This is a genomic window from Ectothiorhodospira sp. BSL-9 (assembly GCF_001632845.1).
In the GTDB taxonomy this organism is placed as follows: domain Bacteria; phylum Pseudomonadota; class Gammaproteobacteria; order Ectothiorhodospirales; family Ectothiorhodospiraceae; genus Ectothiorhodospira.
On the sequence record NZ_CP011994.1, the window covers coordinates 2,616,774 to 2,641,860 of the forward strand.

The 25,087-nt window shown below is 62.7% G+C and carries 23 protein-coding genes and 1 pseudogene; 14 read left to right on the forward strand and 10 right to left on the reverse strand.

Annotation, left to right across the window (positions count from 1 at the left end):
* Positions 1–15: 15 nt before the first annotated feature.
* The 3 genes from dapC to map form a co-directional block, all read right to left on the reverse strand.
* The gene (dapC, locus tag ECTOBSL9_RS12140; protein ID WP_063465268.1) at positions 16–1,230 is read right to left on the reverse strand and encodes a succinyldiaminopimelate transaminase; all 1,215 of its coding nucleotides are present in this window, start codon (positions 1,228–1,230) and stop codon (positions 16–18) included.
* Positions 1,231–1,334: 104 nt separating this feature from the next.
* The gene (glnD, locus tag ECTOBSL9_RS12145; protein WP_063465269.1) at positions 1,335–4,043 is read right to left on the reverse strand and encodes a [protein-PII] uridylyltransferase; all 2,709 of its coding nucleotides are present in this window, start codon (positions 4,041–4,043) and stop codon (positions 1,335–1,337) included.
* A gap of 10 nt (positions 4,044–4,053) precedes the next feature.
* Positions 4,054–4,824, reverse strand: a complete 771-nt coding sequence (map, locus tag ECTOBSL9_RS12150) for a type I methionyl aminopeptidase (protein WP_063465270.1) — start codon at positions 4,822–4,824, stop codon at positions 4,054–4,056.
* Between the two features lie 206 nt (positions 4,825–5,030).
* On the opposite strand from map, the gene rpsB reads away from it, so the two are divergent.
* From rpsB to lpxA, 13 genes and pseudogenes are all read left to right on the forward strand, one after another.
* Positions 5,031–5,819, forward strand: coding sequence for a 30S ribosomal protein S2 (rpsB, locus tag ECTOBSL9_RS12155; protein ID WP_063465271.1), 789 nt, complete (start codon positions 5,031–5,033; stop codon positions 5,817–5,819).
* A gap of 72 nt (positions 5,820–5,891) precedes the next feature.
* Positions 5,892–6,770 (forward strand): translation elongation factor Ts, encoded by an 879-nt coding sequence (gene tsf, locus ECTOBSL9_RS12160; protein ID WP_063465272.1) that lies wholly within the window; start codon positions 5,892–5,894, stop codon positions 6,768–6,770.
* Positions 6,771–6,848: 78 nt separating this feature from the next.
* Positions 6,849–7,576 (forward strand): annotated as a pseudogene (gene pyrH / locus ECTOBSL9_RS12165) (UMP kinase).
* 5 nt (positions 7,577–7,581) lie between these two features.
* Positions 7,582–8,139 (forward strand): ribosome recycling factor, encoded by a 558-nt coding sequence (gene frr / locus ECTOBSL9_RS12170; RefSeq protein WP_025281075.1) that lies wholly within the window; start codon positions 7,582–7,584, stop codon positions 8,137–8,139.
* 80 nt (positions 8,140–8,219) lie between these two features.
* Positions 8,220–8,918, forward strand: a complete 699-nt coding sequence (uppS, locus tag ECTOBSL9_RS12175) for a polyprenyl diphosphate synthase (RefSeq protein WP_240481127.1) — start codon at positions 8,220–8,222, stop codon at positions 8,916–8,918.
* Complete coding sequence (locus ECTOBSL9_RS12180) at positions 8,911–9,732, forward strand: phosphatidate cytidylyltransferase (protein ID WP_063465274.1); 822 nt, start codon at positions 8,911–8,913, stop codon at positions 9,730–9,732. The genes uppS and ECTOBSL9_RS12180 overlap by 8 nt, the downstream gene beginning before the upstream one ends.
* 105 nt (positions 9,733–9,837) lie before the next feature.
* Positions 9,838–11,049: a 1-deoxy-D-xylulose-5-phosphate reductoisomerase gene (ispC, locus tag ECTOBSL9_RS12185; protein ID WP_063465275.1), complete on the forward strand. Its 1,212-nt coding sequence runs from the start codon at positions 9,838–9,840 to the stop codon at positions 11,047–11,049.
* A complete protein-coding gene (gene rseP, locus ECTOBSL9_RS12190) occupies positions 11,049–12,410 on the forward strand; it encodes an RIP metalloprotease RseP (protein ID WP_063465276.1) in 1,362 nt (453 codons plus the stop codon). The genes ispC and rseP overlap by 1 nt, the downstream gene beginning before the upstream one ends.
* 6 nt (positions 12,411–12,416) lie before the next feature.
* On the forward strand, positions 12,417–14,720 hold the full coding sequence (gene bamA / locus ECTOBSL9_RS12195) for an outer membrane protein assembly factor BamA (RefSeq protein ID WP_082829913.1): 2,304 nt from the start codon (positions 12,417–12,419) through the stop codon (positions 14,718–14,720).
* 62 nt (positions 14,721–14,782) lie between these two features.
* Positions 14,783–15,301 carry an OmpH family outer membrane protein gene (locus tag ECTOBSL9_RS12200; protein ID WP_063465277.1) on the forward strand — a complete coding sequence of 173 codons (519 nt, stop codon included), beginning with the start codon at positions 14,783–14,785 and terminating at the stop codon, positions 15,299–15,301.
* A gap of 5 nt (positions 15,302–15,306) precedes the next feature.
* Positions 15,307–16,353: a UDP-3-O-(3-hydroxymyristoyl)glucosamine N-acyltransferase gene (gene lpxD / locus ECTOBSL9_RS12205; protein WP_063466186.1), complete on the forward strand. Its 1,047-nt coding sequence runs from the start codon at positions 15,307–15,309 to the stop codon at positions 16,351–16,353.
* Between the two features lie 62 nt (positions 16,354–16,415).
* Positions 16,416–16,865 carry a 3-hydroxyacyl-ACP dehydratase FabZ gene (gene fabZ / locus ECTOBSL9_RS12210; RefSeq protein ID WP_156500119.1) on the forward strand — a complete coding sequence of 150 codons (450 nt, stop codon included), beginning with the start codon at positions 16,416–16,418 and terminating at the stop codon, positions 16,863–16,865.
* On the forward strand, positions 16,862–17,650 hold the full coding sequence (lpxA, locus tag ECTOBSL9_RS12215) for an acyl-ACP--UDP-N-acetylglucosamine O-acyltransferase (RefSeq protein ID WP_063465279.1): 789 nt from the start codon (positions 16,862–16,864) through the stop codon (positions 17,648–17,650). Before fabZ ends, lpxA begins: the two co-directional genes overlap by 4 nt.
* Positions 17,651–17,676: 26 nt before the next feature.
* Here the strand turns inward: lpxA and ECTOBSL9_RS17015 are convergent, their stop codons facing one another.
* The 7 genes from ECTOBSL9_RS17015 to ECTOBSL9_RS12245 form a co-directional block, all read right to left on the reverse strand.
* Positions 17,677–17,853: a hypothetical protein gene (locus ECTOBSL9_RS17015; RefSeq protein ID WP_156500120.1), complete on the reverse strand. Its 177-nt coding sequence runs from the start codon at positions 17,851–17,853 to the stop codon at positions 17,677–17,679.
* A 28-nt stretch (positions 17,854–17,881) separates the two neighbouring features.
* Positions 17,882–18,745 (reverse strand): PH domain-containing protein, encoded by an 864-nt coding sequence (locus tag ECTOBSL9_RS12220; protein ID WP_156500121.1) that lies wholly within the window; start codon positions 18,743–18,745, stop codon positions 17,882–17,884.
* A gap of 94 nt (positions 18,746–18,839) precedes the next feature.
* Complete coding sequence (locus tag ECTOBSL9_RS12225) at positions 18,840–19,139, reverse strand: hypothetical protein (protein ID WP_063465281.1); 300 nt, start codon at positions 19,137–19,139, stop codon at positions 18,840–18,842.
* Positions 19,114–20,982 carry a Na/Pi cotransporter family protein gene (locus ECTOBSL9_RS12230; RefSeq protein ID WP_063465282.1) on the reverse strand — a complete coding sequence of 623 codons (1,869 nt, stop codon included), beginning with the start codon at positions 20,980–20,982 and terminating at the stop codon, positions 19,114–19,116. Before ECTOBSL9_RS12230 ends, ECTOBSL9_RS12225 begins: the two co-directional genes overlap by 26 nt.
* Positions 20,983–20,984: 2 nt before the next feature.
* Entirely contained in the window at positions 20,985–22,130 is a 1,146-nt protein-coding gene (gene lpxB / locus ECTOBSL9_RS12235) for a lipid-A-disaccharide synthase (RefSeq protein WP_063466187.1), read from the reverse strand.
* Positions 22,131–22,152: 22 nt separating this feature from the next.
* On the reverse strand, positions 22,153–23,247 hold the full coding sequence (locus ECTOBSL9_RS12240; protein ID WP_063465283.1) for a DegT/DnrJ/EryC1/StrS aminotransferase family protein: 1,095 nt from the start codon (positions 23,245–23,247) through the stop codon (positions 22,153–22,155).
* 53 nt (positions 23,248–23,300) lie between these two features.
* Positions 23,301–24,263: a Gfo/Idh/MocA family protein gene (locus ECTOBSL9_RS12245; protein WP_063465284.1), complete on the reverse strand. Its 963-nt coding sequence runs from the start codon at positions 24,261–24,263 to the stop codon at positions 23,301–23,303.
* A gap of 195 nt (positions 24,264–24,458) precedes the next feature.
* Here ECTOBSL9_RS12245 and rnhB point away from each other — a divergent pair, with 195 nt between their 5' ends.
* Positions 24,459–25,058, forward strand: coding sequence for a ribonuclease HII (gene rnhB / locus ECTOBSL9_RS12250; RefSeq protein WP_240480971.1), 600 nt, complete (start codon positions 24,459–24,461; stop codon positions 25,056–25,058).
* Positions 25,059–25,087: the final 29 nt, after the last annotated feature.

The window sequence follows — 25,087 nt, forward strand, 5'->3', positions numbered from 1 at the left end:
TGAAGGTTCCCGGTGTCATTGCGCCCGGTACGGGGCTGACTCCAGGTGACGGCGAATGCGTTGGGCGGCGTCGATGCAATCGTCCAGCGGCGCCACCAGGGCCATGCGGACCCGCCCCTGGCCGGGGTTGCCCGCCGCAGTGGCGCGGGAGAGGTAACTGCCGGGCAGTACGGTGATATGTTCCTGGGCAAACAGTTCCCGCGCGAAGGTTTCATCATCCCCGGGTGTGCGCGCCCACAGATAGAACCCCGCGTCGGGACGCTGTACATCCATGACGCCATCCAGAATCTCCAGAACCGCGTCGAACTTGCGGGTGTACAGCGCCCTGTTGTCCTGCACGTGGGACTCGTCATTCCATGCGGCGATGCTGGCGGCCTGGGCCGGCGGTGCCATGGCGCAGCCATGGTAGGTGCGGTACTGGTGGAAGCGCTCCAGGATTCGGGCATCCCCGGCCACAAAGCCTGATCTCAGGCCCGGCAGGTTGGAGCGCTTGGACAGGCTATGGAAGACCACCACCCGCTCAAAATTCGGGTCACCGGCCCGGGCTGCGGCGCCCAGCATCCCCGGTGGCGGAGTGGCGTCGGTGAAATGGATCTCTGAATAGCACTCGTCGGCGGCGATGACGAAGTCATGGGCGTGGGCCAGGGCCAGCAGTCGCTGCATGAAGGCCTCGTCCATGACGGCGCCGCTCGGATTACCGGGATTGCAGAGGTAGAGCAGTTGGCAGTCCCGCCATTGATCCTCGGAGATGGCCTCAAGATCAGGTAGGAACCCCTTGTCTGCGCTCAGGTTCATGAACAGCGGCCGGGCCCCGGCCAGCAGGGCAGCCCCTTCGTAGATCTGATAGAAGGGATTGGGCATCAGCACCAGGGGGTTGTTCCGGGTGCGATCCACCACGCATTGGGCCAGGGCGAACAGGGCCTCCCGGGTGCCGTTCACCGGCAGTACCTGGCGCTCGGGGTCCAGGCTGTCCGTGGGCAACTGGAAGCGTTGCCTGGCCCAGTGGCTGATGGCCTGACGCAGTTCCGGCCCGCCACGGGTCATAGGGTAGCGGGCCAGGCCTGCCAGGTTGGTCTGCAATGCCTCCAGGGCGACCCCGGGGGCCGGGTGGGCCGGCTCACCGATGGAGAGCGGGATATGGCTCAGATGCGCGGGAGGGGTGATGCCCTGCTTGAGGGCTGCAAGCTTCTGAAAGGGATAGGGCTGCAGGCGATCCAGGTCGGGATTCATGTCTTGGGGGAGCGAAAGGGCGCCATAGTATACGGTAGAAGGCACCAGGATGAGGAGCCGGCCCCGTTGTCACGGGACCGCCCCCGGGCAGTGAATGGATGCGTCTATACCTCCAATTCCCTGGGAGGGGGGTCCGTCACTCCGATCTCCAGTGCCTCTCTCAGGCGCGAGGCAATCAGCGCCTGGCGTTCGGGGTCACTGATGGGGGTGTCGTCCAGATTGGAGATGTAGAAGACGTCATCGGCCTGTTCGCCGGCAGTGGCGATCTTGGCGTTGTGCACTTTCACCTGACAGTCGGTGAGGATGATGCCGATGCGCGAAAGCAGTCCAGGTCGGTCGGCCGTGCTGATCTTCAGCACGGTGCGTAGATAATGCGTGTGCGGCGCAAAACTCACCTCGGTGGGCACGTCGAAATGCTTGAGTTGGCGAGGGGTGGAGCGGCGCACCATGTTCGGGCGTCGGTCAGGCTCCTTCAGGCGCTCCTTGAGCAGTCGGCCGATCTCCTGAACCCTGAAGGGGTTGTCGATGGGCTGGCCGGTATCCTCCAGGACAAGGAAGGTATCCAGGGTGCGGTGGCTGCTGGTGGTGATGATGCGGGCATCCACGATGTCCAGGCCCAGCTGGGTCAGAGCCGTGCTGGTCAGGGCGAACAGGTGGGGGTGGTCTTCCGTGTAGAGGAATATCTCGGTACTGCCCCGCGCCGTTTCCTGGCGCACCTGGACCAGTGGCAGGTCCTCTTCGTCCACCTCGTGGATGGCCCGCGTGTGCCAGGCGATCTCATCAGCGGAGTGACGCAGGAAATAGTCCACATCAAAGTCGTTCCAGATGGTGAAGCAATGTTCCTCGTCCACGCCCCGGGACTTGAGCAGCTCCAGGGCATGGGTTTGCACCTCGCCCACCAGTTCATCCTGATCCGGCGGATTGTCCAGCCCGCGGCGCAGCATGCGCTGGGTGGAGGCATACAGGTTGCCAAGCAGGGAGTTCTTCCAGGAGTTCCACAACTTGGGGTTGGTTCCCCGGATATCCGCCACGGTGAGCAGATACAGATAGTTCAGGCGCATGGTGTTGCCCACCTGGGAGGCAAATTCCATGATGACGTCCGGATCCGAAATGTCCCGGCGCTGGGCGGTGAGGGACATGAGCAGGTGGGCGCGAACCAGCCAGCCCACCAGATTGGCGTCGTACAGGGCCAGCCCATGACGCAGGCAGAACTCCCGGGCCTCCTCGGCCCCCAGTTCGGAATGGTCACCACCGCGTCCCTTGGCAATGTCGTGGAACAGGCCGGCCAGGTACAGCAATTCCGGCTTGGGTATGCGCCGGAAGAGGCGTGAGCACTCGGGCAGTTCTTCATCATGCTCGCTGCTGGCAAAGCGCCGCAGGTTGCGGATGACGGCCAGGGTGTGTTCATCCACCGTGAAGACATGGAACAGGTCGTACTGCATGCGTCCCACGATCAGGGCAAAGGCGGGCAGATAGGCAGCCAGCACCCCATAGCGGTTCATGCGACGCAACTGGTCCGTCACGCCGTGGGGTTGGCGCAGGATCTCCATGAACAGGCTGCGGCAGGCCAGGTCCTGGCGGAAATTGTCGTCGATCAGGCCCCGGTGGGAGCGGATCTCGCGGATGGTGGAGGCGCGGATGCCCTTGAGGTCCGGGTGCTGCTGGAGCAACAGGAACACTTCCAGGAGGGCAGGGGGGTACTGGCGGAACACCCTTGGGTGGGTGATCTCCAGGAATCCGCGCCGGGCCTGGAAACGCCGGTTGATGGGCACGATGTCGTCATCGGTTTCGTCCAGCAGGATGGCCTCGCTGAAGTGCTGCAAGAGCATCTCATTGAGCCGTTCCAGTTCCATCACGGTGCGAAAGTACTGCTGCATGAACTGCTCCACCGCCAGATTGTGGTCGTGGTCGCTGAAGCCCAGCAGATTGGCCAGACGGCGCTGATAGTCAAACAGCAGGCGATCTTCCTTGCGGCCGCTGAGCATGTGCAGTGCAAAGCGCACGCGCCACAGGAAGGCCTGCCCATCCATCAGATCGTGGTATTCGGCCTGGGTGAGAAAGCCATGAGCCACCAGTTCCGCCAGGGCGCTGGAGCCGAAGTGGCGTTGAGTGACCCAGCCGATCATCTGGATGTCGCGCAGGCCTCCCGGGCTCTCCTTGAGATTGGGTTCCAGGCGATAGGCGGTTTCGCCGAAGCGCTGATGGCGGGCCTCCTGTTCGTCCAGCTTGGCGCAGAAAAAGGCCCGACTATTCCACATGCGCTCCGGGCTGATGCGTGACTCCAGTTCGGAAAACAGTGACTCAGGGCCTGTCAGGGGACGGGATTCGAGCAGGTTGGTGGCCACGGTGATATCGGCGGCAGCTTCGCGGCTGCAGTCCTCCAGGTTGCGAACGCTGTGCCCCAGCTCCAGACCGATGTCCCAGAGGAAGGTCACGAATGCGCCCAGGCGTTCCTCGGTACCCGGGGAAATCCCGTTCTGGAACAGGATCAGGATGTCCACGTCCGATCCCGGATGCAGGTCGCCCCGCCCATAGCCCCCTACTGCGGCCAGTCCCAGCGTCTCCTCCTGATCCAGGGCCATGCCCGCCCAGGCGGTGATCAGCAGGCGATCCATCGTGGCAGCGCGGGCCTGCACCAGGTCGGTGACATCGCAGCCCTCGGCAAAGGCCGTTTCCAGCGTCAGGCGCACATGGTTGAGGGCATCCACATAGGTCTGCCTATCCGGGGGGGAGTGAGCACGCAGGCGCTGCTCCAGCGACTCCCAGTCCAGGCGCTGTTGAATGGATTCCGGCAAGGGCCTCAATGCGGACATGGGACTGCCCTCAGCTGGTGCGCTCGTCCTTGCGCAGGGTCAGGATCTCGTGGCCGTCTTCGGTCACCAGGATGGTGTGCTCCCACTGGGCCGACAGGCTGTGGTCCTTGGTGACCACCGTCCAGCCGTCGGCCAGCAGACGGGTGTGACGCTTGCCGATATTCACCATAGGTTCGATGGTGAAGGTCATGCCCGGTTGCAGCTCCATGCCTTCGCCGGGTGTGCCGAAATGCAGCACCTGGGGGTCTTCATGGAACTCCCGGCCGATGCCATGACCGCAGTACTCACGCACCACGCTGCACCGCTCGGCCTCGGCGTAGGTCTGCACGGCATGGCCAATGTCACCCAGGCGGGCACCGGGGCGCACCATCCGGATGCCCCGCCACAGGGCCTCATGGGCGATGTCCACCACGCGCTGCGCCTTCACCGAAGGCTTGCCGATGATGAACATGCGACTGGTATCCCCGTGGTAGCCGTCATGGATCACGGTGATGTCGATGTTCAGGATGTCGCCGTCCTTGAGGCGGCGATCCCCAGGGATGCCGTGGCAAACCTGGTGGTTCAGCGAGGTGCAGATGGAACGGGGGAAGCCCCGGTAATTCAGCGGCGCTGGCGTCGCCTTCTGTACGTTGACAATGTGCTGGTGACAGAGTTCGTCCAGTTCGGCGGTGCTGATCCCGGCCTGCACATGGGGCGCGATCATCTCCAGGACTTCGGCGGCCATGCGGCCGGCGACGCGCATTTTTTCGATCTCTTCCGGGGTCTTGATGGATACGGGCATCAGGTGGGGTCCACGGCGGGTTGGGACGCGCTATGCGTTTGTTGTGAAAGACCGTTTATGGTATAAAGCGCCCGCGCTCCATGCAAACCAGACCGCCGGGAGCGTCCACTCTATCGAATCCACACATACGCCGTCACGCATGGCTGGGTGCCCTTAGCGGGTTGCCATGCGGGGCGTATGGAGGCTCAACCCTCAGGAGAATCATCATGCCTAACGTCACCATGCGTCAGATGCTCGAAGCGGGCGTCCATTTCGGACACCAGACCCGTTACTGGAACCCGAAGATGGATCAGTACATCTTCGGCCACCGCAACAAGATTCACATCATCAACCTCGAGAAGACGGTTCCGTGCTTCAACGATGCGATGAACTACCTGGGCAAGATGGCCGCCAACGGTGGCAACATCATGTTCGTGGGGACCAAGCGTTCCGCTCGTGATCTGGTGGCCGAGCACGCCAGACGCTGCAAGATGCCCTTTGTGAACCACCGCTGGCTGGGCGGCATGCTCACCAACTTCAAGACCGTGCGCGAGTCCATTCGCCGCCTCAAGGATCTGGAGGCGATGCAGGAAGACGGTAGCCTGCGGGTGCTGAACAAGAAGGAAGCCCTGATGCGTACCCGCGAGATGGAGAAGCTCGACCGCAGTCTGGGCGGCATCAAGGACATGCCCGGCCTGCCCGACGCCCTGTTCGTGATCGACGTGGGCTATGAGCGCATCGCCATCAGCGAAGCCCGCAAGCTGGGCATTCCCGTCGTGGCCGTGGTGGACAGCAACAACTCCCCCGATGGCGTCGACTACGTGATCCCTGGCAACGATGACGCCATGCGCGCCATCCAGCTGTATGTCAGCGCCGCTGCCGATGCCATCAACGATGCCCGGAGCGTGGCCCGTGCCGGCGCCGGCGACGAGTTCGTCGAGGTGAAGGACGAAGCCCCCGCCCCGGCGGCCCAACCCGCGGAAGCCCCCGAAGCCGGACAGGCTGAGGCCAGGTAACTCTTTCCAGGCTCCGCCGACGCCCGAATGGCATCGGCGGGGCGCTGCAAACGAATCTTCAGGAGTATCCCCATGCAGATTACCGCATCCATGGTCAAAGAACTGCGCGAGACCACCGGCGCAGGCATGATGGAGTGCAAGAAGGCCCTGACCGCGGCCAATGGAGACATGGAAGCCGCCATCGAACAGATGCGCAAGTCCGGTGCCGCCAAGGCCGTCAAGAAGGCTGATCGTGTCGCTGCCGAAGGGCAGGTGATGGTGGCCAGTTCCGATGATCATCGTCGCGCCGCCATCGTCGAAGTCAACTGCGAAACCGACTTCGTGGCCAAGGACGAGAACTTCAAGTCCTTTGTGACCCAGATTGCCGAACAGGCATTGGCACAGCAGCCCGCCGACGTGGACGCGCTGATGGCGCTGTCCGGCGCCGAAGGCAGCCTTGAGGAGACCCGTGCAGCCCTGGTGGCCAAGATCGGCGAGAACGTGCAGGTGCGCCGTTTCCAGCTCTTCGCCAGCGAAGACGGTGAACTGGCTCATTACCTCCATGGCACCCGCATCGGTGTGGTGGTGGAAATGGTGGGTGGCAGTCAGGACCTGGCCCGCGACGTGGCCATGCATATCGCCGCCAGCCACCCGGTGTGCGTTGACGAAAGCCAGGTGCCTCAGGATCTCCTGAAAAAGGAAGAGGCCGTGTTCCGTGCCCAGGCCGAAGAGAGCGGCAAGCCCGCCGAGATCATCGACAAGATGATCACCGGTCGTATCAAGAAGTATCTGGGCGAGGTCACCCTTCTGGGTCAGCCCTTCGTCAAGGATCCCGACCAGACCGTGGGCCAGATGCTCAAGTCCGCCGGTGCCCAGGTACGCCAGTTCGCCCGTTTCGAAGTGGGTGAAGGCATCGAGAAGAAGACGGAAAACTTCGCTGAAGAGGTCATGGCCCAAGCGAAGGGCTCCTGATATTGTTCTAGACAACACCGCCCCAGAACCCGGGGCTTCTGCCCCCGGGGACCGACAATCCAGCCATCAAGGTTACCCATGACTGACGACACCCGCCCTGCCTACAAGCGAATCCTGCTGAAGCTGAGCGGCGAGGCCCTGATGGGGGATCTGGAGTACGGCATCTGTCCGGATGTGCTGGGGCGGGTGGCTCGCGAAGTGGCCGAACTGAGCCGCCTCGGCATCGAGGTGGCCATCGTCATTGGGGGTGGCAACATCTTCCGGGGGCAGGGATGGCCCAGGCGGGCATGGATCGGGTGAGTGCCGATCACATGGGCATGCTGGCCACCGTGATGAACGGCCTGGCCATGCAGGATGCCCTGGAACGGGTGGGCAAGTTCTGCCGGGTGATGTCGGCGCTCAAGATCAATCAGGTCTGTGAGGACTACATCCGCCGCCGCGCGGTGCGTCATCTGGAAAAAGGACGCATCGTCGTGTTTGCCGCCGGTACCGGCAATCCCTTCTTCACCACCGATACCGCCGCCAGCCTGCGTGCCATCGAGATGAACTGCGATGTCATGATCAAGGCCACCAAGGTGGACGGTGTCTACGATTCCGATCCCATGCATAACCCCGACGCCAAACGCTACGATCGGCTGACCTTTGACGAAGTCCTCACGGCGCGTCTGGGCGTCATGGATGCCACGGCCATCGTCATGTGTCGGGACAACGATATGCCCCTTCGGGTGATCAACATATTCAAGGAAGGGGAACTCATGCGACTCGTCATGGGCGAGCGCGTGGGCACCCTGGTCGAGAGAGGTTGAGTGACATGCTTGATGCCATAAAAGACGATGCTTCCACCCGCATGGGCAAGAGTATTGATTCCCTGCGGCTGGAAATGGCCAAGATCCGCACCGGCCGTGCCCAAACCAGCCTGCTGGATCACGTTCAGGTGGAATACTACGGTAGCGAAGTGCCCATCAATCAGGTGGCCAACGTCAACGTGGAAGATGCCCGTACCCTGACCGTGACGCCCTGGGAGCGGGACATGGTGAGCAAGGTGGAAAAGGCCATCATGAATTCGGATCTGGGTCTGAACCCCTCTTCCGTCGGCACCGTGATCCGCGTGCCCATGCCGGCCCTGACCGAGGAACGGCGCAAGGACCTGGTAAAGGTGGTGCGCCACGAGGCGGAGAACGCCCGGGTGGCGATCCGCAACATTCGGCGGGATGCCAACAGTGATCTCAAGGCCCTGCTCAAGGACAAGTCCATCACCGAGGACGATGATCGCCAGGGGCAGGAGATCATTCAGAAGCTGACCGATCAGCATATTGCTGAAGTGGACAAGGTGCTGGCCCAGAAAGAAAAAGAACTCATGGCCATCTGATCCCCACGGATGGATATCAAGACGCAGTGAGCCAGTCTCCCGTGAATACTGCGGGCACGCCGCGCCATGTGGCCATCATCATGGATGGCAATGGGCGGTGGGCCCGCTCCCGCCTGCTTCCCCGGACAGAAGGTCATCGCCAGGGCGTGAACGCGGCCCGAATGGCGGTGCGCTACTGTGCCCAGCAGGGCGTCCGGGTTCTGACCCTGTTCGCCTTCAGCAGCGAGAACTGGCGTCGCCCCCGTCAGGAGGTGGGCACGCTGATGGATCTGTTCGTGGGTTCCATCGGCCGCGAGGTGCCGGAACTGGTGGAGAAGGGCATTCGCCTTCGCTTCATTGGTGATCGCACCACCTTCTCCGCCAAGCTCCAGGCGCGCATGGCCGATGCCGAGGAGCGCACCCGGCATAATCAGCATATGGATCTGGTGGTGGCCGTCAGCTACGGCGGGCGCTGGGACATTGCCAACGCCGCTGCGGCGCTGGCTGAACGGGTGCGGCGTGGGGAGCTTGAACCGGAGCAGATCACCCCCGAAGTCATGGAGGGGCATTTGTCCACGGCGGGTCTGCCTGAGCCGGATCTGTTCGTGCGCACCGGAGGCGAACAGCGCGTCAGCAATTTCCTGTTATGGCAGCTGGCTTACACCGAGCTGTTTTTTACTGATGTGCTCTGGCCGGATTTCGATGAAGACGAATTGGGCCGGGCCTTTGAACACTTCGCGGGGCGCCAGCGGCGCTTCGGGCATATCCAGGAACAGATCGTGGGGACGGGGGATGCTTAAACAACGGGTGATGACCGGCGTGATCCTGGCGGCAGCCGTCGTGGCCGCCGTGTTGTTGCTGCCCAATTCCGTCTTCGCGGTGGTCATGCTGGCGGTCACGCTGCTGGGTGCGTGGGAGTGGAGTCGTCTGTGCGGGCTCGATGAAACCCGGGTGCGCGCCGCCTATGTGGGGGGGCTGGCCGTTCTGGGTGGTATCACCTGGTGGCTGGTTTTCGTGCAGGTGCATCTCTGGCCCGTGGCCATCGGAGTGATCTGGTGGGCCTGCGTATTGGTGATGCTGGCCCTGTACGAGCCAGGGTCCGGGGAGCGCCGGGCCCTGCGTCGGTATGGGCTGGCATTGGCAGGGGCGTTGACCCTGATCCCCGCCTGGGCCGCACTGGTGTGGTTTCATCAAGTTCAGCCGCTTCTGGTGCTGTACCTGGTGTTACTCACTGCCACCGCCGATACAGCTGCCTACTTCACGGGAAAGCGCTTCGGTCGGGTGAAGCTGGCGCCATCCATCAGTCCCGGCAAGACCCGGGAGGGGCTTCTCGGCGCTATCGCAGCCATCGTCCCCTTTGGGTTGCTGGGTGCCTGGGGTTTTGGGGTGGAGCCCGGGTTGTGGTTTTATTTCGTGGCCTTGTGTGTGATCACGGCATTGATGTCGGTGGCTGGCGATCTGTTTGAGAGCCTGGTCAAGCGGGAGGCGGGCGCCAAGGATAGCGGTACCCTGTTGCCCGGGCATGGTGGGATAATGGATCGCATCGACAGCCTCACGGCCGCAGCGCCGGTCTTCCTGATCGGTCTCTTGTGGGCCGGAATTATGGCAAGATAGCGCTCGGCGAGGGATGGGGATTCCAACCACCCGTTCCGTGGCCTTGCACACGCCGGCGGTATCCGTCAGCGTCAACCTGACTGTATGAGTACCGGGAGTCTTTCCATGGCTGCTTCCCCCAAGGGCGTGACCGTTCTCGGCGCCACCGGAACCATCGGCGTCAACACCCTGGACGTGATGGCGCGCCATCCCCAGCTCTATCGGGCCGTGGCCCTCACCGCCAACGGTAATGTGGAGCGCCTGGTGGAACAGTGCCGCGCCCATCGGCCCGCCTATGCCGTGGTGGCCGATCCCGAACAGGAGGGCGCACTGGCCGCCGGATTGAAGGCGGCCGGGCTGGACACGGAAGCCTTGGCAGGACCCGAAGCCCTGGCGCATGTGGCTGCCCTGCCGGAAACGGATTATGTGATGGCAGCCATTGTTGGCGGTGCCGGCCTGCTACCCTCCCTGGCCGCGGCCCGGGCGGGGAAACGGGTGCTTCTGGCCAACAAGGAGGCCCTGGTCATGTCCGGGCGCATCTTCATGGACCAGATCCGTCAAAGCGGCGCCGAACTGCTGCCCATCGACAGTGAGCACAACGCCATCTTCCAGTGCATGCCGGGCGATTTCGATCGGGGGCTTGGGCGTGTCGGTGTGGAGCGCATTCTGCTGACCGCCTCCGGCGGCCCCTTCCGCGCCTATGCCGCCTCGGATCTGGAGGCGGTGACCCCGGAGCAGGCCTGCGCGCATCCCAACTGGGTGATGGGGCGCAAGATCTCGGTGGATTCCGCCTCCATGATGAACAAGGGGCTTGAGCTGATCGAGGCCTGCTGGCTGTTCGATACCACGCCGGACAAGGTGGAGGTGGTGCTGCATCCCCAGAGCGTGATTCACTCCATGGTGTCCTATGTGGATGGTTCGGTACTGGCACAGCTGGGCAACCCCGATATGCGCACCCCCATTGCCCATGCCCTGGCCTGGCCGGAGCGCATTGCCTCGGGTGTGGATCCCCTGGATATCGTGCAGGTGGCCCGACTCGATTTCGAACGACCCGACATGGATCGCTTCCCATGCCTGCGCCTGGCCTACGAATCCTTCGAGGCGGGGGGCACTGCCACTGCCATCCTCAACGCTGCCAATGAAGTGGCGGTGGAATCCTTTCTGGATGCACGCATTCGCTTCACGGACATCCCCCGGGTCATATCCCACTGCCTGGAGACCATGGAACTGGGCGCGGCGGATACCCTGGAGGAGGTCCTGGCGGCCGATGAGGCGGCCCGCGCCGTGGCCCGCGCGGTTGTTACGGCGGGTGGGCTTGGTCAGCGGGTCACGGCCTGATGACCTTTCTGATCAGCGTTCTGGCCTTTGTGGTGGCCATCGGGGTGCTGGTCACCGTGCATGAGTTCGGCCACTACTGGGTGGCGCGGCGCTGCGGTGTGAAGGTGCTGCGTTTCTCCGTGGGCTTTGGCCGCCCGCTGTGGCGGCGGGTGGCTGGCAAGGACCGCACCGAATATGTGATTGCCGCGATCCCCCTGGGGGGGTACGTGAAGATGCTGGATGAGCGTGAGGACCCTGTCGCCGACAAGGACCTGCCTCGTGCCTTCAACCGCCAGAACGTCTGGCGTCGCATCGCCATCGTGATTGCCGGGCCCACCGCCAATTTCCTCTTCGCCATTGCTGCCTTCACCCTGATGTTCATCGTCGGCGTCTCGGGGGTGAAGCCATTGGTGGGTGAAGTGATGCCGGGGTCCCTGGCCGAACAGGCGGGCTTTGAGCGCCAGGATGAGATCCTGCGGGTGGAAGACAAATCCACCCCCACCTGGGAACTCGTGGCCCTGAATCTGCTCGAAAAAGGCCTGGATGCCCGTGAGGTTGATGTGCTGGTACGCACCGCCGGGGGGCAGGAAGTGTGGCGGACGCTGGATCTGACCGATCGGCGTCAATTGCTGGCCGACGGCTCGCTGCTGGATAAACTGGGGATGGAGGTCTGGAGGCCCTGGTCCGAGCCGGTATTTGGTGAGGTGCTGGCGGATGGGGCGGCTGAACGTGCCGGCGTACAACCCGGGGACCGCATCCTGAGCGTGAATGGTGAATCCATTTCCAGTTGGCAGGCCTGGGTGGAGCATGTCCGGGCGCGTCCTGACGAAACACTGGATGTCCGTCTGGAGAGGAATGGGTCTCCCATCACCCTCACTTTGCGAACCGAGGTCCGCGACGAGGGTGGAGAGCGGATCGGTCAGATCGGCGCCTGGCCCCGCATGGACGAAGAGGCGGCCGAGGCCATGCAGCGCCAGGTGCGCTATGGGCCTTTCACCGCCATTGCCCTGGGGCTTGAGCGGACGTGGGACATGTCGGTGCTGACCCTGCGGGTGATGTGGCGGCTGATCACCGGGGAGGCGGCGGCCAGCAACATCGCTGGCCCCGTGAGCATTGCCGAATATGCCGGTGTGAGTGCGGTCATTGGGTTTTCCGCATTCCTGAGTTTTCTGGCCATTGTCAGTCTCAGCCTGGGCATCATCAATCTGCTGCCCATACCGATTCTGGATGGGGGGCACTTGCTGTATTACCTGGTGGAGATCATCAAGGGCAGCCCGGTCTCACAGACGGTGGAGGCCATCGGCCAGCGCATCGGCCTGGTGATGATCGCCATGCTGATGTCACTGGCCTTTTACAACGATTTCATGCGAATCCTGGGTTGAATCTGAATGTTTCTTGAGGTGCGACGTCTGATCGCCGGCACGGGGCTGGCCATTGCCCTGGCCAGTACCCCTACCATCCTGCATGCCAGCAATGAGCGGTTTGTCATTGAGGATATCGAGGTGGAGGGTCTGCAGCGCATCGCTGCCGGCACCGTTTTCAGCTATCTGCCGGTGGGTGTGGGTGATTCCTTTGATGAGGCCCAGAGTGCCGAAGTGATCCGCGCCCTGTACCGAACAGGCTTCTTCTCGGACGTGTCGCTGCTACGGCGTGATGGGGTGCTGGTGGTGATGGTGGAAGAGCGCCCGGCCATCAACGAGATTCGCATCAGCGGCAACCGGGACATCAAGACCGATCAATTGATGGATGCCCTGCAGCAGGTGGGCATGGCCCGCGGGCGTGTGTTCAACCGCAGCGTGCTCGAGCGGATGGAGAACGAGTTGCTGCAGCAGTATTTTGCCCGAGGCAAGTACAACGTACAGGTGGATGTGGAGGTGGATGAGCTGCCCCGCAACCGCGTGGATGTGGTCATTGATATTGCCGAAGGCCGGGTGGCCCGTATCCAGCAGATCAATCTGGTAGGTAACGAGACCTATTCCGATCGGGAGCTGACCCGCCGTTTCGACTCCGGGGAACCACCCTGGTACAACCCCTTCAGCCGGCGTGACCATTATTCCCGCCAGCGCCTGTCCGGGGATCTGGAAGAGTTGCGTTCCCGCTATCTGGATTCGGGTTTCGTGAATTTCAATATTGACTCCACGCAGGTCACGCTCACCCCGGATCGCAAGGACATCTACGTCACCATCAATATCGACGAGGGTGATCAGTATTCCATCAGCGAAGTGAATCTGGCAGGCGACCTGGTGGTGGGCGAGGAGGAACTGCGCGAACTACTGGAGATCCAGCCCGGGGACACCTTTTCCCGCAGTCGCATCACCCGCAGTGCCAATGCCATCAGCGACCGTCTGGGCGATGAGGGCTATGCGTTCGCCAACGTGAACCCCATCCCCGAACTGGATGAGGAGAATCAGACTGTGGCGCTGACCTTCTTCGTGGACCCAGGGCAACGGGTGTACGTGCGGCGCATCAATTTCAGCGGTAACACCCGCACCCGGGATGAAGTCTTCCGTCGCGAGATGCGACAAATGGAGGGGGGCTGGTATTCCGCATCCAATGTGGATCGCTCCCAGGTGCGTCTGCAGCGGCTCTCCTATGTGGAGAATGTGAATGTGGAAACCCGCCGCGTCCCCGGCACGGAGGATCAGGTGGATCTGGATATCACCGTGCGGGAGCGCCTGTCGGGCAACTTCATGGTGGGGGCGGGTTATTCCCAGAGCCAGGGTGTGCTCTTCAATACCAGCCTCTCCCAGGAAAACTTCTTCGGTACCGGTAACCGGGTCTCCCTGGCCGTGAACACCAGCCGGGTGAGCACCCTGTACAGCCTTTCCTACACCAATCCCTACTACACCATCGATGGGGTCAGTCGGGGCTTCAATGTGTTCTATCGGGAGACCGATGCCTTCCGGGCTGACATCTCCCGTTATTCATCCAACCGGTTCGGGGCCAACGTCACTTATGGCATCCCGCTGACCGAGTACAACACCTTCCGGATCACGCCCGGGTTCGAGAGCGTGGAGATCCTCACTTCGGATAATACGCCGGATGAGATCTTTGACTATCTGGATGCCGAGGGGGATCGGTTCGATCTTTACACCCTGACCACAAGCCTCAGTCACGACACCCGTAACCGCACGGTGTTCGCGGAGAAGGGCAACCTGCAACGGGGTACGCTGGAGTTCTCCTTGCCCGGTAGCGATCTGGAATATTACAAGATCGACTACCGCAACCAGTTGTTCGTGCCGGTGCGTGAAAACCTGACCTTCAAGCTCTCCGGCGAGGTGGCCTATGGGGAGTCCTACGGCGATACCGGCGACCTGCCGTTCTTCGAGAAGTATTTTGCCGGCGGTACGCGCTCCGTACGTGGCTACCGGGATCTCAGTCTGGGCCCCCGCGACAGCCGCGATGATCCCTTTGGTGGCAACTTCCGGGTGCTGGGCGGCGCCGAACTGATCTTCCCGCCTCCCTTCATGGAAGAGGCGCCCAACGTGCGCATGAGCCTGTTCCTGGACGCCGGTCAGGTTTACCCCAGCTACGAGGACTTTGAAGCGGATGAGATCCGCGCTTCCGTGGGCGTTGGCATGACCTGGTTGTCGCCCGTGGGCGCGTTGACTTTCAGTCTGGCCGAGGCGTTAAATGATGAGCCCGGTGACCGGCTGCAGTCCTTCCAGTTCAATATTGGCGCCTCCTTCTGAGATCCGGTGGACCTACTGCACGGGCGTCCCCATTGCCGCGGAGAAAGGGTTTGAAGAGTCATATGTCGCGAATCATCACCGGGTTGCTGCTGGTCCTGGTGCTGGTCCTGCCCGGACTCGCGCTGGGGGCGGATTCCGTCGCCTTCGTGAACATCAATCGTGTCATGGATCAATCGCCTCAGGCGGAGGCCTCGCTGAGTGCCCTGGAGGAGGAATTCGCCCCCCGGGATGCCGAACTGGTGGCCGAGCGTGACGCGCTGCGTCGCCTGCAGCAGCGCCTGGAGCGGGATACGGACATCATGGGTTCGGAAGAGCGTCTTGAACTGGAGCGGGAATTTCGCAACCGCTCCCGTGAGTTCAAGCGCGCCCAGGACATGTTTCAGGAAGACCTGAATGTTCGCCGCAATGATGAGCTGGCCCGTCTGCAGCGATTGGTGCATAACGTGATCCTGGACATTGCCAAAGAGCAGGGCGTGGATCTCGTGGTGACCGAACGCACCGTCCTGTTCGCCAGCGACCGTATCGATATTACCAGCAAGGTGCTGGACGAGTTGCGCCGGCAGCATCGGAACGGTGGTTGATGGGGATGACGGAGGCCGCCATCACGCTTGGCGAACTCGCCGAGTATCTGGGGGCGGATCTGCACGGGGGGGAGCCGGGTGCGCGAATTGATTCGCTGGCCCCCCTGGAACGGGCCGGTCCGGGCCAGTTGGCCTTCATGACCCATCGTCGTTATCAGGAAGCGCTCATCCGCACTCGCGCCGGTGCAGTGATCCTTTCCCCCGAACAGCTGCCCCATTGCCCCGTGCCGGCCCTGGTCTGCCAACAGCCCCATGTCGCCTATGCACAGGCCGCGCGATGTCTTCATCCGGATCCTGTGGCCGTGGCCGGCATCGCCCCCAGTGCCTGTGTCAGCGATGACGCCCAGGTGCATCCCACGGCTGAGGTGGGCCCGCAGTGCGTGGTGGAGGCCGATTGCCACATCGGGCCGGGGGTGATCCTGGGGCCGGGATGTATTCTCCAGCAAGGATGCCAGGTGGGCGAGGGTTCGCGACTGGTAGCGCGTGTGACCCTGGGCCCCCGCGTGCGGCTGGGAAGACGCAACCTGGTGCAACCGGGGGCGGTCATTGGCGCGGATGGCTTTGGTTTCGCCCGGGAGGATGAAACCTGGCTCAGAGTCCCGCAGGTGGGCAGTGTGCTTATCGGTGACGATGTGGAAGTGGGTGCCAACACCACCATTGACCGGGGTGCTCTGGATGACACCATCATCGAGGATGGGGTCAAACTGGATAACCTCGTCCAGGTGGCGCACAACGTCTTCATTGGTGCGCACACCGCGGTGGCCGGTTGTGTGGGCATTGCCGGCAGTGCACGCATTGGTCGGCGCTGCGGCATCGGCGGTGGTGCGGGTATACTGGGGCATCTGGAGATCGCGGACGATGTCACCGTGACCGCCATGACACTGGTGACCCATTCCATACGCGAGCCCGGGGTCTATTCTTCCGGCATGCCCCAGGCACCCGCCCGGGAATGGAACCGCAGCCTGGCCCATCTGCGCCGGCTGGGGGAGCTTTTTCGCAGGGTGAGGGGGCTCGAGCAGGGGGGCGATCCGGATGGCAGGCAGCGTCGTTGAGGTCTTTCGCCGCCGCGACGAGGGTTTTTCTCGGATAAGAACAGGATAATAATGTGGATCAAATGACCATACACGAGGTGCTGCGTTATCTGCCGCACCGTTTTCCTTTCCTGATGGTGGACCGGGTGCTGGACTATCAACCCGGCGATTACATGAATGCCATCAAGAATGTCTCTTTCAACGAGCCTTATTTCCAGGGGCACTTTCCGATTCGTCCGGTGATGCCCGGTGTACTCATCCTGGAGGCCCTGGCGCAGACCACGGGTCTGCTCGCCTTCAAGACGCAGGAACACCGCGGTGAGTCCGGGGACAAGCAGCAGCTCTATCTGTTCGTGGGCATCGATGAAGCCCGCTTCCGTCGCCAGGTGGAGCCAGGGGACCAACTGCACCTGCATGTAAAGCATGTGCGTACCGTGCGTGGCATCTGGCGCTTTGAGGCAGAGGCCAAGGTGGATGGCAAGGTGGTTGCCACGGCCACCCTCATGTGTGCGGGCAAGGATGTGGAATCATGATTGACCCCCGTGCCGTTGTGGACCCCGGCGCACGGATAGAGGAGGGCGTCAGCATTGGCGCCTTTTCCATCATAGGGCCCGATGTGAAGATCGGTCGGGGTACCTGGATTGGTCCTCATGTGGTGATCAACGGGGACACCACCCTGGGCGAGGACTGCCAGGTATTCCAGTTTGCCTCCCTGGGGGAAGCACCTCAGGACATCGGCTATCGGGGTGAGCCAACCCGCCTGGAGATCGGTGATCGCAACATCATCCGGGAATTCACCACCTTGAGCCGCGGCACCCCGAAAGGCGGGGGCTGCACCCGGGTGGGGTCGGACAACCTCATCATGGCCTATGTGCACATTGCCCATGACTGCGAGGTGGGCGACCACGTGGTGTTCTCCAATGCCGCCTCGCTGGCAGGCCACTGCCATGTGGGGGATCGGGCGATCCTGGGGGGCTTTACCCTGGTGCATCAGTTCTGTCGGGTGGGTACTCAGGCCTTCACCAGCATGGGCGCTGCCTTGAACCGGGATCTACCACCTTACTGTCTGGCCAGCGGCAACTATGCCCGGGCGGTGGGTATCAACAAGGTGGGCCTGAAACGGCGTGGTGTCTCTCCTGAGGCGGTGCGCGCCCTGCATCGGGCCTTCAAACTGCTGGTTCGAGGCCGTGACCGGGCCCAGGGGCTTGAGGCCGTCGCTCCGCTGGTCCAGGCCCATCCCGAGGTGGCCACCTTCGTGGACTTCATCCAGAACAGCCCCCGCGGCATCATCCGTTCCGGCCGTCGCGGCGAAGGCTGAGGAATCAGGGACGGGATTGGACCCGGCTATGGGGTGCCCGCCGAGCCAGGATCCTTGTCCTTGAAGCGTACATCCACAATGCGCACGCTTTCCACCGCCTCCACCTGATTGGGGGCGATCAGGCGCTCAGCGAGGGTCTTGACGTCAGCCAGTTTCACCTTGCTCAGGTTAACGTCCAGTTCAACGGTCACTTCCACTTTCACGGTGTTACCTCCTCGCTGCAGGGCGTGTTCAGATGCTGGGAGCGGTGGTATGGGTCGGGTCCAGCATGTCCCGCAGGCTCATGGGATCGGCGATCCCCGGCAGCTTGATACTGCCGCCGTCGCGACCGATGATGCCCACCTTGCCATAGCCCAGGACTCGGCCCAGCCGGCCTTGAGACAGCCCGGCCGCCCGGATATCGTCAAGATCCAGCATGCGCTTCCTCCGAAACACTGTACCGGTGACCGTGATCAATCTTCGGTCGGTGACGGACACCTCGGTATTGAGGAAGATGGCCAGTGCGCGGGCCATGACCCCGGGCACGATCACCACATACACCACGGCGGCAACCACTTCGCCCCCCAGGCCAAACGGGCCCAATACCAGCAGGATGCAGAGGGTGAGGAGCTGGATGGGCGGCAGAAAGATGGCCCAGTGGGTGTCGGCACGGAACAGGATATCCTCGTCGGGTTCCAGGAGGTCCTCGGTGACCTCGTCACGGCTCAGGGAAAAGGACACCAGGGCAGCCACCATGGCAGCTGGCAATAGCAGCGTGCCTGCTACCAGCAGCGTGGTGCCCAAGGGCGTGCCGAAGAAGTTCAGCCCTGCGAATACGTTGATGGCGGCGGCCACCAGCACGCCAGCAGAGACGAAATTCAGTCGCCGTTTCCAGCGTCGACTATTGGGCAGCGACTGGCAGGGGCGCGAAGGCCACCATCGAACCAGCATCACGATCAGCGTGATGGGGAACAGAACGATGAAAAGGCCCAGGGAGAACAGGGCCGCGCGGCCCAGGAAGACAAGCGAACCCATGAGACTGAGCAGGGTGCACCAGAACAGCACGTGGGGAAGCCAGCGGCTCCAGAAGCTCCTTTTTTTGCGCTTTTCGTTCAAGGCCAGACTCCGGTGGGCATCTTGAGTGTTTTCCCCATTGGGGATGTTGCCCTATTTTGCCTGAGTCTTTACCGGATTGTCCCCGTATCGGGCGTTACGAGTCCTTGGTCTGGTCCTGGGCAGTATCCTTTCCTTCCCCGGGCTTGTGAACGCCGCGCAGCTCCTTTACCCGATCCACGCCCTTGCGTCGCTGTGCGTAGATCACCTCCAGCTTGGCAGCAATGTCGTCACGCTCCTCGCCCTCGGGGGTTTTGGGCAGCTTCTCGCGCAGGTCCCGTTCCTTGTGCTTGAGTTTTTTGAGCACCTTGCGGATGGACTGAATCTCCTTACGCTGCGAGGCTCGGTCTGCATCCAGGAACTTGCCCAGCTTAGCGAGCAGTTTTTTTGTCGCCATGGGTATGATCCGGTTGGGGTGAGTCAGGTTCAGCACTGGCCATCCGCTCGATGTCTTTCTCGTCCAGAGCCAGCGCGCCCTCGGCCGCCTGCTCGGCCAGTGTTCCGGTCTGAAGCAGGGCGCGTGCCGCATCCAGGAGGTTTTCGCACACCTCCGAGGCATACTTCTCATCATTGAGCATGGATGTGGCAATGGCGGGGGACAACCACCGACTGCGGACCATCCGGTTGATGTCCGACGTGAATCGGCGACCGGATTTCTCGGTGGACAGCTTAAGCGAGTCCAATGACAGGCTTGTGACAGTGTCCGGGTCCTGAGATCTCAATTGCTTGATTTCCCGCAGTACGCGGGCGATGCGCAGGCGGATGCCGTCATAGGCCTCCCGTACAGCCGTATTGGAGGACAGGCCATATCGGGAGAGGTTCTTGTGGAGATGCTTGGTGGCCTTCACTGCCTCGACGATATCCCGGCTGGCCTGCTGGAGGGCATCCACCTGGTTGATGGCATACGGGGACATCTCCCGCCCCTGGATCTCGCTGGAGAAGGCGACAATCTCGTTATGCAGGCTCTTCACCTTGTTTTCGTAGGCGTCGTCCAGGTCCAGCGGGATGATCCGGTGGGTTTTCCTGACTGCCTCCGTGAGCGAGTCATCCGAGGCGATCACGGATCGGCGCAGGCTGACCCCATGGGCGATCAGGTCATGGGCATTGTCATACAGATGGCTCACCTCCTTGCGCAGGGCGTTCAAAGCACTGGCGGGGGTTTCCAGGGCACCCGGGTACAGGTAAAGCGGTTGCGCCCTGGATTTGGGCGTGAATTGCACGTAGCGCAGCAAAAACCACTCAAGCTGTTTGACGAAGGGGGTGAGCAGAATCACGCCCAGCAGGTTGAACAACGTATGGAACAGGGCCAGCTTGAGCAGTAGATCATCCTCAATTCCCATCAGAACACTGAGTTGGTCCACCACCCAGCCCATCTGTTCGATCAGGGCGATGGCCACCGCAGCGGTCATGATGTTGAAGATCACATGGGCCATTGCCAGGCGCTTGCCGCCCAGGTTGGCGGTCATGCCGCCAATGGCGGTGGTGACGGCGCTGCCCAGATTGGCACCGATGGCCAGGGCCAGGGCGGCATCGTAGGTGATCTGGCCGGCGGCGAGGGCGGCGATGATCACCAGCAGGGTGGCATGGCTGGACTGCATGATCACCGTAATGGCCATGCCGATGCCGGTGAACAGCAGCACGCCCCACAGGCCGGGCACCTCATAGGCGGAGAATTCAAAGGCCTGCTGGAAGGCCTCGAAGCCCTCCTTCATGTAGTGAATGCCCAGGAACAGAAAGCCCACGCCCAGGGCCAGGTATCCCAGACCCTTGATCAACTTGGAACTCTGCAGCAGCATGACCACGCCGAAGACCAGGGCTGGCATGGCATAACCGGCGATATCAACGCGAAGCCCCAGTCCGGCAATGAGCCAGGCCCCCGTGGTGGTGCCCAGGTTCGCCCCCATGATGATGCCAATCCCCGCCGCCAGCGTGATCATCTCGGCACTGACAAAGGAGATGGTGATCAGGGATACCAGGGTGCTGGACTGCATCAGCGTGGTGGAGCCGATGCCAAAGGCGATGCTCTTCCAGAGCCGGTTGGTGGACCGGCGCAGTACCCGTTCCAGGGCGCCGCCGGTGAAGGCCTTGAAACCCTTCTCCAGGGAAATCATCCCGAACAGGAACAGGGCGATACCGGCGGCGATCTCCTTGAAATGCGGGCTGGCCCAGAAGCCATAGCCCAGCATGATGAACAACACCAGGAGCCAGTAGCGGCGAGGGTCCAGCAGGGTGATGTTCATCTTCAAGGTGTTGCTGTCCTCAATTTTCCCTCGTGTATCAACTCCAGGGCCATGCGGGCAACCTTGTCCGAGCCGCCGCCCTCGCCCAGGCGATCGCGGATCTGCCCCAGCGAGGCTACCATGTCCTCATAATACGCCTGGTCCGTGAGTAGTCGCTCAAGTTCGGTGCCAATGTTCTGGGCACTGGCTTCATCCTGTACGAATTCCCTGACCACGCGCCGTTCGGCCACAATGTTGGCGAGGCCGATATCGCGGATGAGGATCATGCGCTTGAGAATGGCGTGGGTGATGGGCGCCACACGGTAGATGATGGCCATGGGGGTCTTCAGCAGGGCGGCCTCCAGGGTGGCGGTGCCCGAGGCGATGATCAAGGCCCGACTCACCGACATCACGTCGTGGGCCTGCCCAACGACCTGATGGATGCCCAGCGATGCATCCACCCTGGGCGTGATGTCTGCCTCGATATCCACTCCTGGCGCCAGTGGCATCACGAATTGAAGATCCGGGTGACGTACCCGCAGCCAGCGGCAGGTTTCCATGATGATGGGGAGATGACGGCGCAGTTCGCCCGAGCGACTGCCCGGTAACAGGCCGATCACCGGCCGCAGGGGGTCCAGCCCCAGGTTGGCCATGATCTCCTCGCGACCCCCGGAGGGCCTGACGCTGTCCACCAGTGGGTTGCCCACGTAGCGCACAGGGATCCCGTAGCGCTGATAGACCTCCACCTCGAAGGGGAACAGGACCGCCATGGCATCCACAACCCGTCCGATGCGCTTCACCCGGTGGGGGCGCCAGGCCCAGATCTGTGGGCTGACGTAGAAAAGCACGCGGATGCCCTGCTGCTTGGCCGCCCGCGCCAGACGCAGGTTGAACTCCACATAGTCCACCAGCACCAGCAGGTCCGGCGGGTCACTGCGCAGGCGTTCCTTGAGAATGTTCAGGGCGCGGCGGATCTCCCGATACTGGGCGATCACCTCCCACAGACCTACCACCGCCAGCCGACGTGCGTCCACCACCAGCTCCACGCCCGCGTCGCGCAGGGCATTGCAGCCCATGCCTGTGTAGCGGTTACCCGGGCTCAGGTCCTCCAGGGCGCGGACCATGGCGGCTGCATGGTGGTCGCCGGAGGCTTCGCCGGCCACCACCATGATGTGCAGGGGGTTGCTCACGTCAGTCAAGGGCGCCCCGGATGACCTGGGTGACGCGCTCGATGGATGCATCAGGCAACTCCGGATAGATGGGCAGGGACAGGCAGCGCGCGGCCACCGAATCGGTCACCGGCAGGTTCACCCCGGCGGTGGTGTCGGCAAAGGCCTTCTGACGGTGCAGCGGGATGGGATAGTAGATGGCGCAGGCGATCTGTTCGGACTGCAGGGCCTTCATGATCACATCACGCTGATCACTGAGGATCGTGTACTGGTGGAACACGTGAGTGCCCAGGCCGTCCTCGAAAGGCGTGGTCACGCCGGTGCCGGCCAGTTGCTCGTTATACTGATGCGCCACCCGTCGGCGGCTGAAGTTGTAGTCGTCGATATGGGGTAGCTTGACGCGCAGGATGGCGGCCTGGATCTCGTCCAGGCGGCTGTTGTAGCCGATGCGGTCGTGGTGATAGCGCACGTCGCTGCCATGATTGCGCAGATTGCGCAGCATGGCCGCATGGGCCTCGTCGCGGGTGGTCACCAGGCCGCCGTCTCCGTAACACCCCAGATTCTTGCTGGGGAAGAAGCTGAAGCAGCCGAAGTCGCCCGTGGACCCGGTCTGTTGGCCGTCCACCCGGGCGCCAAAGGATTGGGCGCAGTCTTCCAGCAGCATCAGGTCGTGTTGCCTGCAGAGCTGTTTGAGGGTGTCCAGGTCGGCGGGCTGGCCAAACAGGTGCACCGGCATGATGGCGCGTGTCTTGTCATTGATGGCCCCACGCACCTGTCCCGCATCGATATTGAAGCTATGGGGATCGATATCCACGAATACCGGTGTGGCACCCACATAGCGGATGGCCTCGGCGGTGGCAATGAAGGTGAAGGCGCTGGTGATCACCTCGTCGCCAGGCCCGATACCGGCGGCCCTGAGGGCCAGGTGCAGGGCGTCGGTGCCCGAGGCGCAGGTGATGGCGTGCTCGACGCCCAGATAATCGGCCAGTTCCTGCTCCAGGGCCTGCACATTGGGGCCCAGGATGAAGTGGGTACTGTCGAGCACACCCCGCACAGCGGCGTCGATGTCGCTCTTGAGATGCTGGTATTGGGTCTTGAGATCGACCATGGGGATCATGGTGGGGTCCTTCTGCAAACGAATCGGGTGTTGGGGCGGTCGGGCGAGGGGGCTCAGCAGTCCTCGCCCAGCACATGGGCGCCGTGGCGCACCTGTTCGGTAATGCGGATGGCCGTCTCCAGGGCGCGTTGCCCATCCTCGCCGGAGACAATGACCGGCCCACCGTTCCGCACGGCCTCCAGGAAGGCGGCAATCTCGGTCTTCAGGGCGTCGCCTTCCTCGAAAATGCTGGTCTCTGTGGTCACTTCCGGTATGCCGGGGAACATTTCCCGTTCGCCCAGGCGGTGGATGGACAAGCCTCGATTCTGGAAATCCACGGAAACATAGGCGTTCTTCTGGAAGATGCGCATCTTGCGCTCGCTCTTGAGGCTCACCCGGCTGGAGGTGACATTGGCCACACAGCCATTTTCGAATTCAATACGGGCATTGGCGATGTCCAGCGCCTCGGATAGCACCTTGGCGCCACTGGCGGCCACGGATTTCACCGGCGAGCGCACCATGTCCAGGATGATGTCGATATCGTGGATCATCAGGTCCAGTACCACGTTCACGTCGGTGGCCCGGGGCTTGAAGGGGGCCAGCCGGTGGGACTCGATGAACAGGGGCGGGCAGCGCTGGTCGGCCAGGTCCAGAAGGGCGGCGTTGAAGCGCTCCAGGTGCCCCACCTGCAGGATCGCATCGTGCTCGCGGGCGATGCGGTTCAACTCCGCGGCCTCTTCCACGGTGCTGGTGATGGGCTTTTCCACCAGTACGTGGGTACCCCGCTCCAGGAAGTCCCGCGCCACCTGATAATGCAGGGTAGTGGGCACGGCGATGCTCACCGCGTCCACCTCACCGAGCAGTTCCCGGTAATCGGTCACACCGCGACAACCGCAGTCCGCTGCCACCCGGGCGACCGCCTCGGCGTCAGTATCGGCCACGGCGACCAGATCGGCGTGGGAAAAGGCGGCGTACTTCTGGGCGTGAAACTTGCCGAGATAGCCGACGCCGATGACGGCGCATCGGGTTGGAGTCATGGGTTTTCCAGGGTTTTTCCGGGAATGGGGCGTGTGTAACGGCCAGTCGTGGGGTGCCAGGATACACCGTCGTGGGGTGCCGGGCCGCTTGGCCATGCATCCCTGCCGCTGATGCCCGTGGGGCTGGCTTTGCCTTGGCTGACCTGCTTAATTGATTACAGACTGACTATTTTAATGGATCCCGAGGGCCTTGTGGTGACGGAAGCAGAACTGACCCAATTACTGGCACAAAACAACGTGGCCGGCGTGGACGAGGTGGGGCGGGGCCCCCTGGCGGGCCCGGTGGTGGCCGCCGCCGTGATCCTGGACCCTGCTCGCCCCATTGCCGGGCTGATGGACTCCAAGTCCCTGACGCCGGCCCGCCGCGAGGCGCTGGCAGTGCTGATTCGTGAGCGCTCGCTCGCCTGGTCCCTGGCCCTGTGCACGCCAGAGGAGATCGACGAGATGAACATCCTGCATGCCACCCTCGAGGCGATGCGCCGGGCTGTGGCTACGCTGACGCGATTGCCATCCATCGCACTGGTGGATGGCAATCGCTGCCCTGAACTGAACTGTGCCGCCTATCCCGTGGTGAAGGGGGATGGCCGCGTCCCCTGCATCAGCGCTGCCTCCATCATTGCCAAGGTCCACCGGGATGCCCTGATGGCCGACCTGGATCAGATCTATCCCGGTTACGGGCTGGCCACCCACAAGGGTTACCCCACGCCGGCCCATCGGGACGCCCTGGTCAGGCTGGGCCCCAGTCCGTGCCATCGCCGCAGTTTCGCTCCCGTCCGGGAAGCCGGGATGCGCTGAGTCTCCCTGGCCGCAAGGCTGGATCAAGG

Coding starts and splice junctions, on each gene's coding strand:
- dapC (WP_063465268.1), bottom strand. CDS start 1,230: ATGAATCCCGACCTGGATCGCCTGCAGCCCTATCCCTTTCAGAAGCTT.
- glnD (WP_063465269.1), bottom strand. CDS start 4,043: ATGTCCGCATTGAGGCCCTTGCCGGAATCCATTCAACAGCGCCTGGAC.
- map (WP_063465270.1), bottom strand. CDS start 4,824: ATGCCCGTATCCATCAAGACCCCGGAAGAGATCGAAAAAATGCGCGTC.
- rpsB (WP_063465271.1), top strand. CDS start 5,031: ATGCCTAACGTCACCATGCGTCAGATGCTCGAAGCGGGCGTCCATTTC.
- tsf (WP_063465272.1), top strand. CDS start 5,892: ATGCAGATTACCGCATCCATGGTCAAAGAACTGCGCGAGACCACCGGC.
- frr (WP_025281075.1), top strand. CDS start 7,582: ATGCTTGATGCCATAAAAGACGATGCTTCCACCCGCATGGGCAAGAGT.
- uppS (WP_240481127.1), top strand. CDS start 8,220: ATGGATGGCAATGGGCGGTGGGCCCGCTCCCGCCTGCTTCCCCGGACA.
- ECTOBSL9_RS12180 (WP_063465274.1), top strand. CDS start 8,911: ATGCTTAAACAACGGGTGATGACCGGCGTGATCCTGGCGGCAGCCGTC.
- ispC (WP_063465275.1), top strand. CDS start 9,838: ATGGCTGCTTCCCCCAAGGGCGTGACCGTTCTCGGCGCCACCGGAACC.
- rseP (WP_063465276.1), top strand. CDS start 11,049: ATGACCTTTCTGATCAGCGTTCTGGCCTTTGTGGTGGCCATCGGGGTG.
- bamA (WP_082829913.1), top strand. CDS start 12,417: ATGTTTCTTGAGGTGCGACGTCTGATCGCCGGCACGGGGCTGGCCATT.
- ECTOBSL9_RS12200 (WP_063465277.1), top strand. CDS start 14,783: ATGTCGCGAATCATCACCGGGTTGCTGCTGGTCCTGGTGCTGGTCCTG.
- lpxD (WP_063466186.1), top strand. CDS start 15,307: ATGACGGAGGCCGCCATCACGCTTGGCGAACTCGCCGAGTATCTGGGG.
- fabZ (WP_156500119.1), top strand. CDS start 16,416: ATGACCATACACGAGGTGCTGCGTTATCTGCCGCACCGTTTTCCTTTC.
- lpxA (WP_063465279.1), top strand. CDS start 16,862: ATGATTGACCCCCGTGCCGTTGTGGACCCCGGCGCACGGATAGAGGAG.
- ECTOBSL9_RS12225 (WP_063465281.1), bottom strand. CDS start 19,139: ATGGCGACAAAAAAACTGCTCGCTAAGCTGGGCAAGTTCCTGGATGCA.
- ECTOBSL9_RS12230 (WP_063465282.1), bottom strand. CDS start 20,982: ATGAACATCACCCTGCTGGACCCTCGCCGCTACTGGCTCCTGGTGTTG.
- lpxB (WP_063466187.1), bottom strand. CDS start 22,130: ATGGTGGTGGCCGGCGAAGCCTCCGGCGACCACCATGCAGCCGCCATG.
- ECTOBSL9_RS12240 (WP_063465283.1), bottom strand. CDS start 23,247: ATGATCCCCATGGTCGATCTCAAGACCCAATACCAGCATCTCAAGAGC.
- ECTOBSL9_RS12245 (WP_063465284.1), bottom strand. CDS start 24,263: ATGACTCCAACCCGATGCGCCGTCATCGGCGTCGGCTATCTCGGCAAG.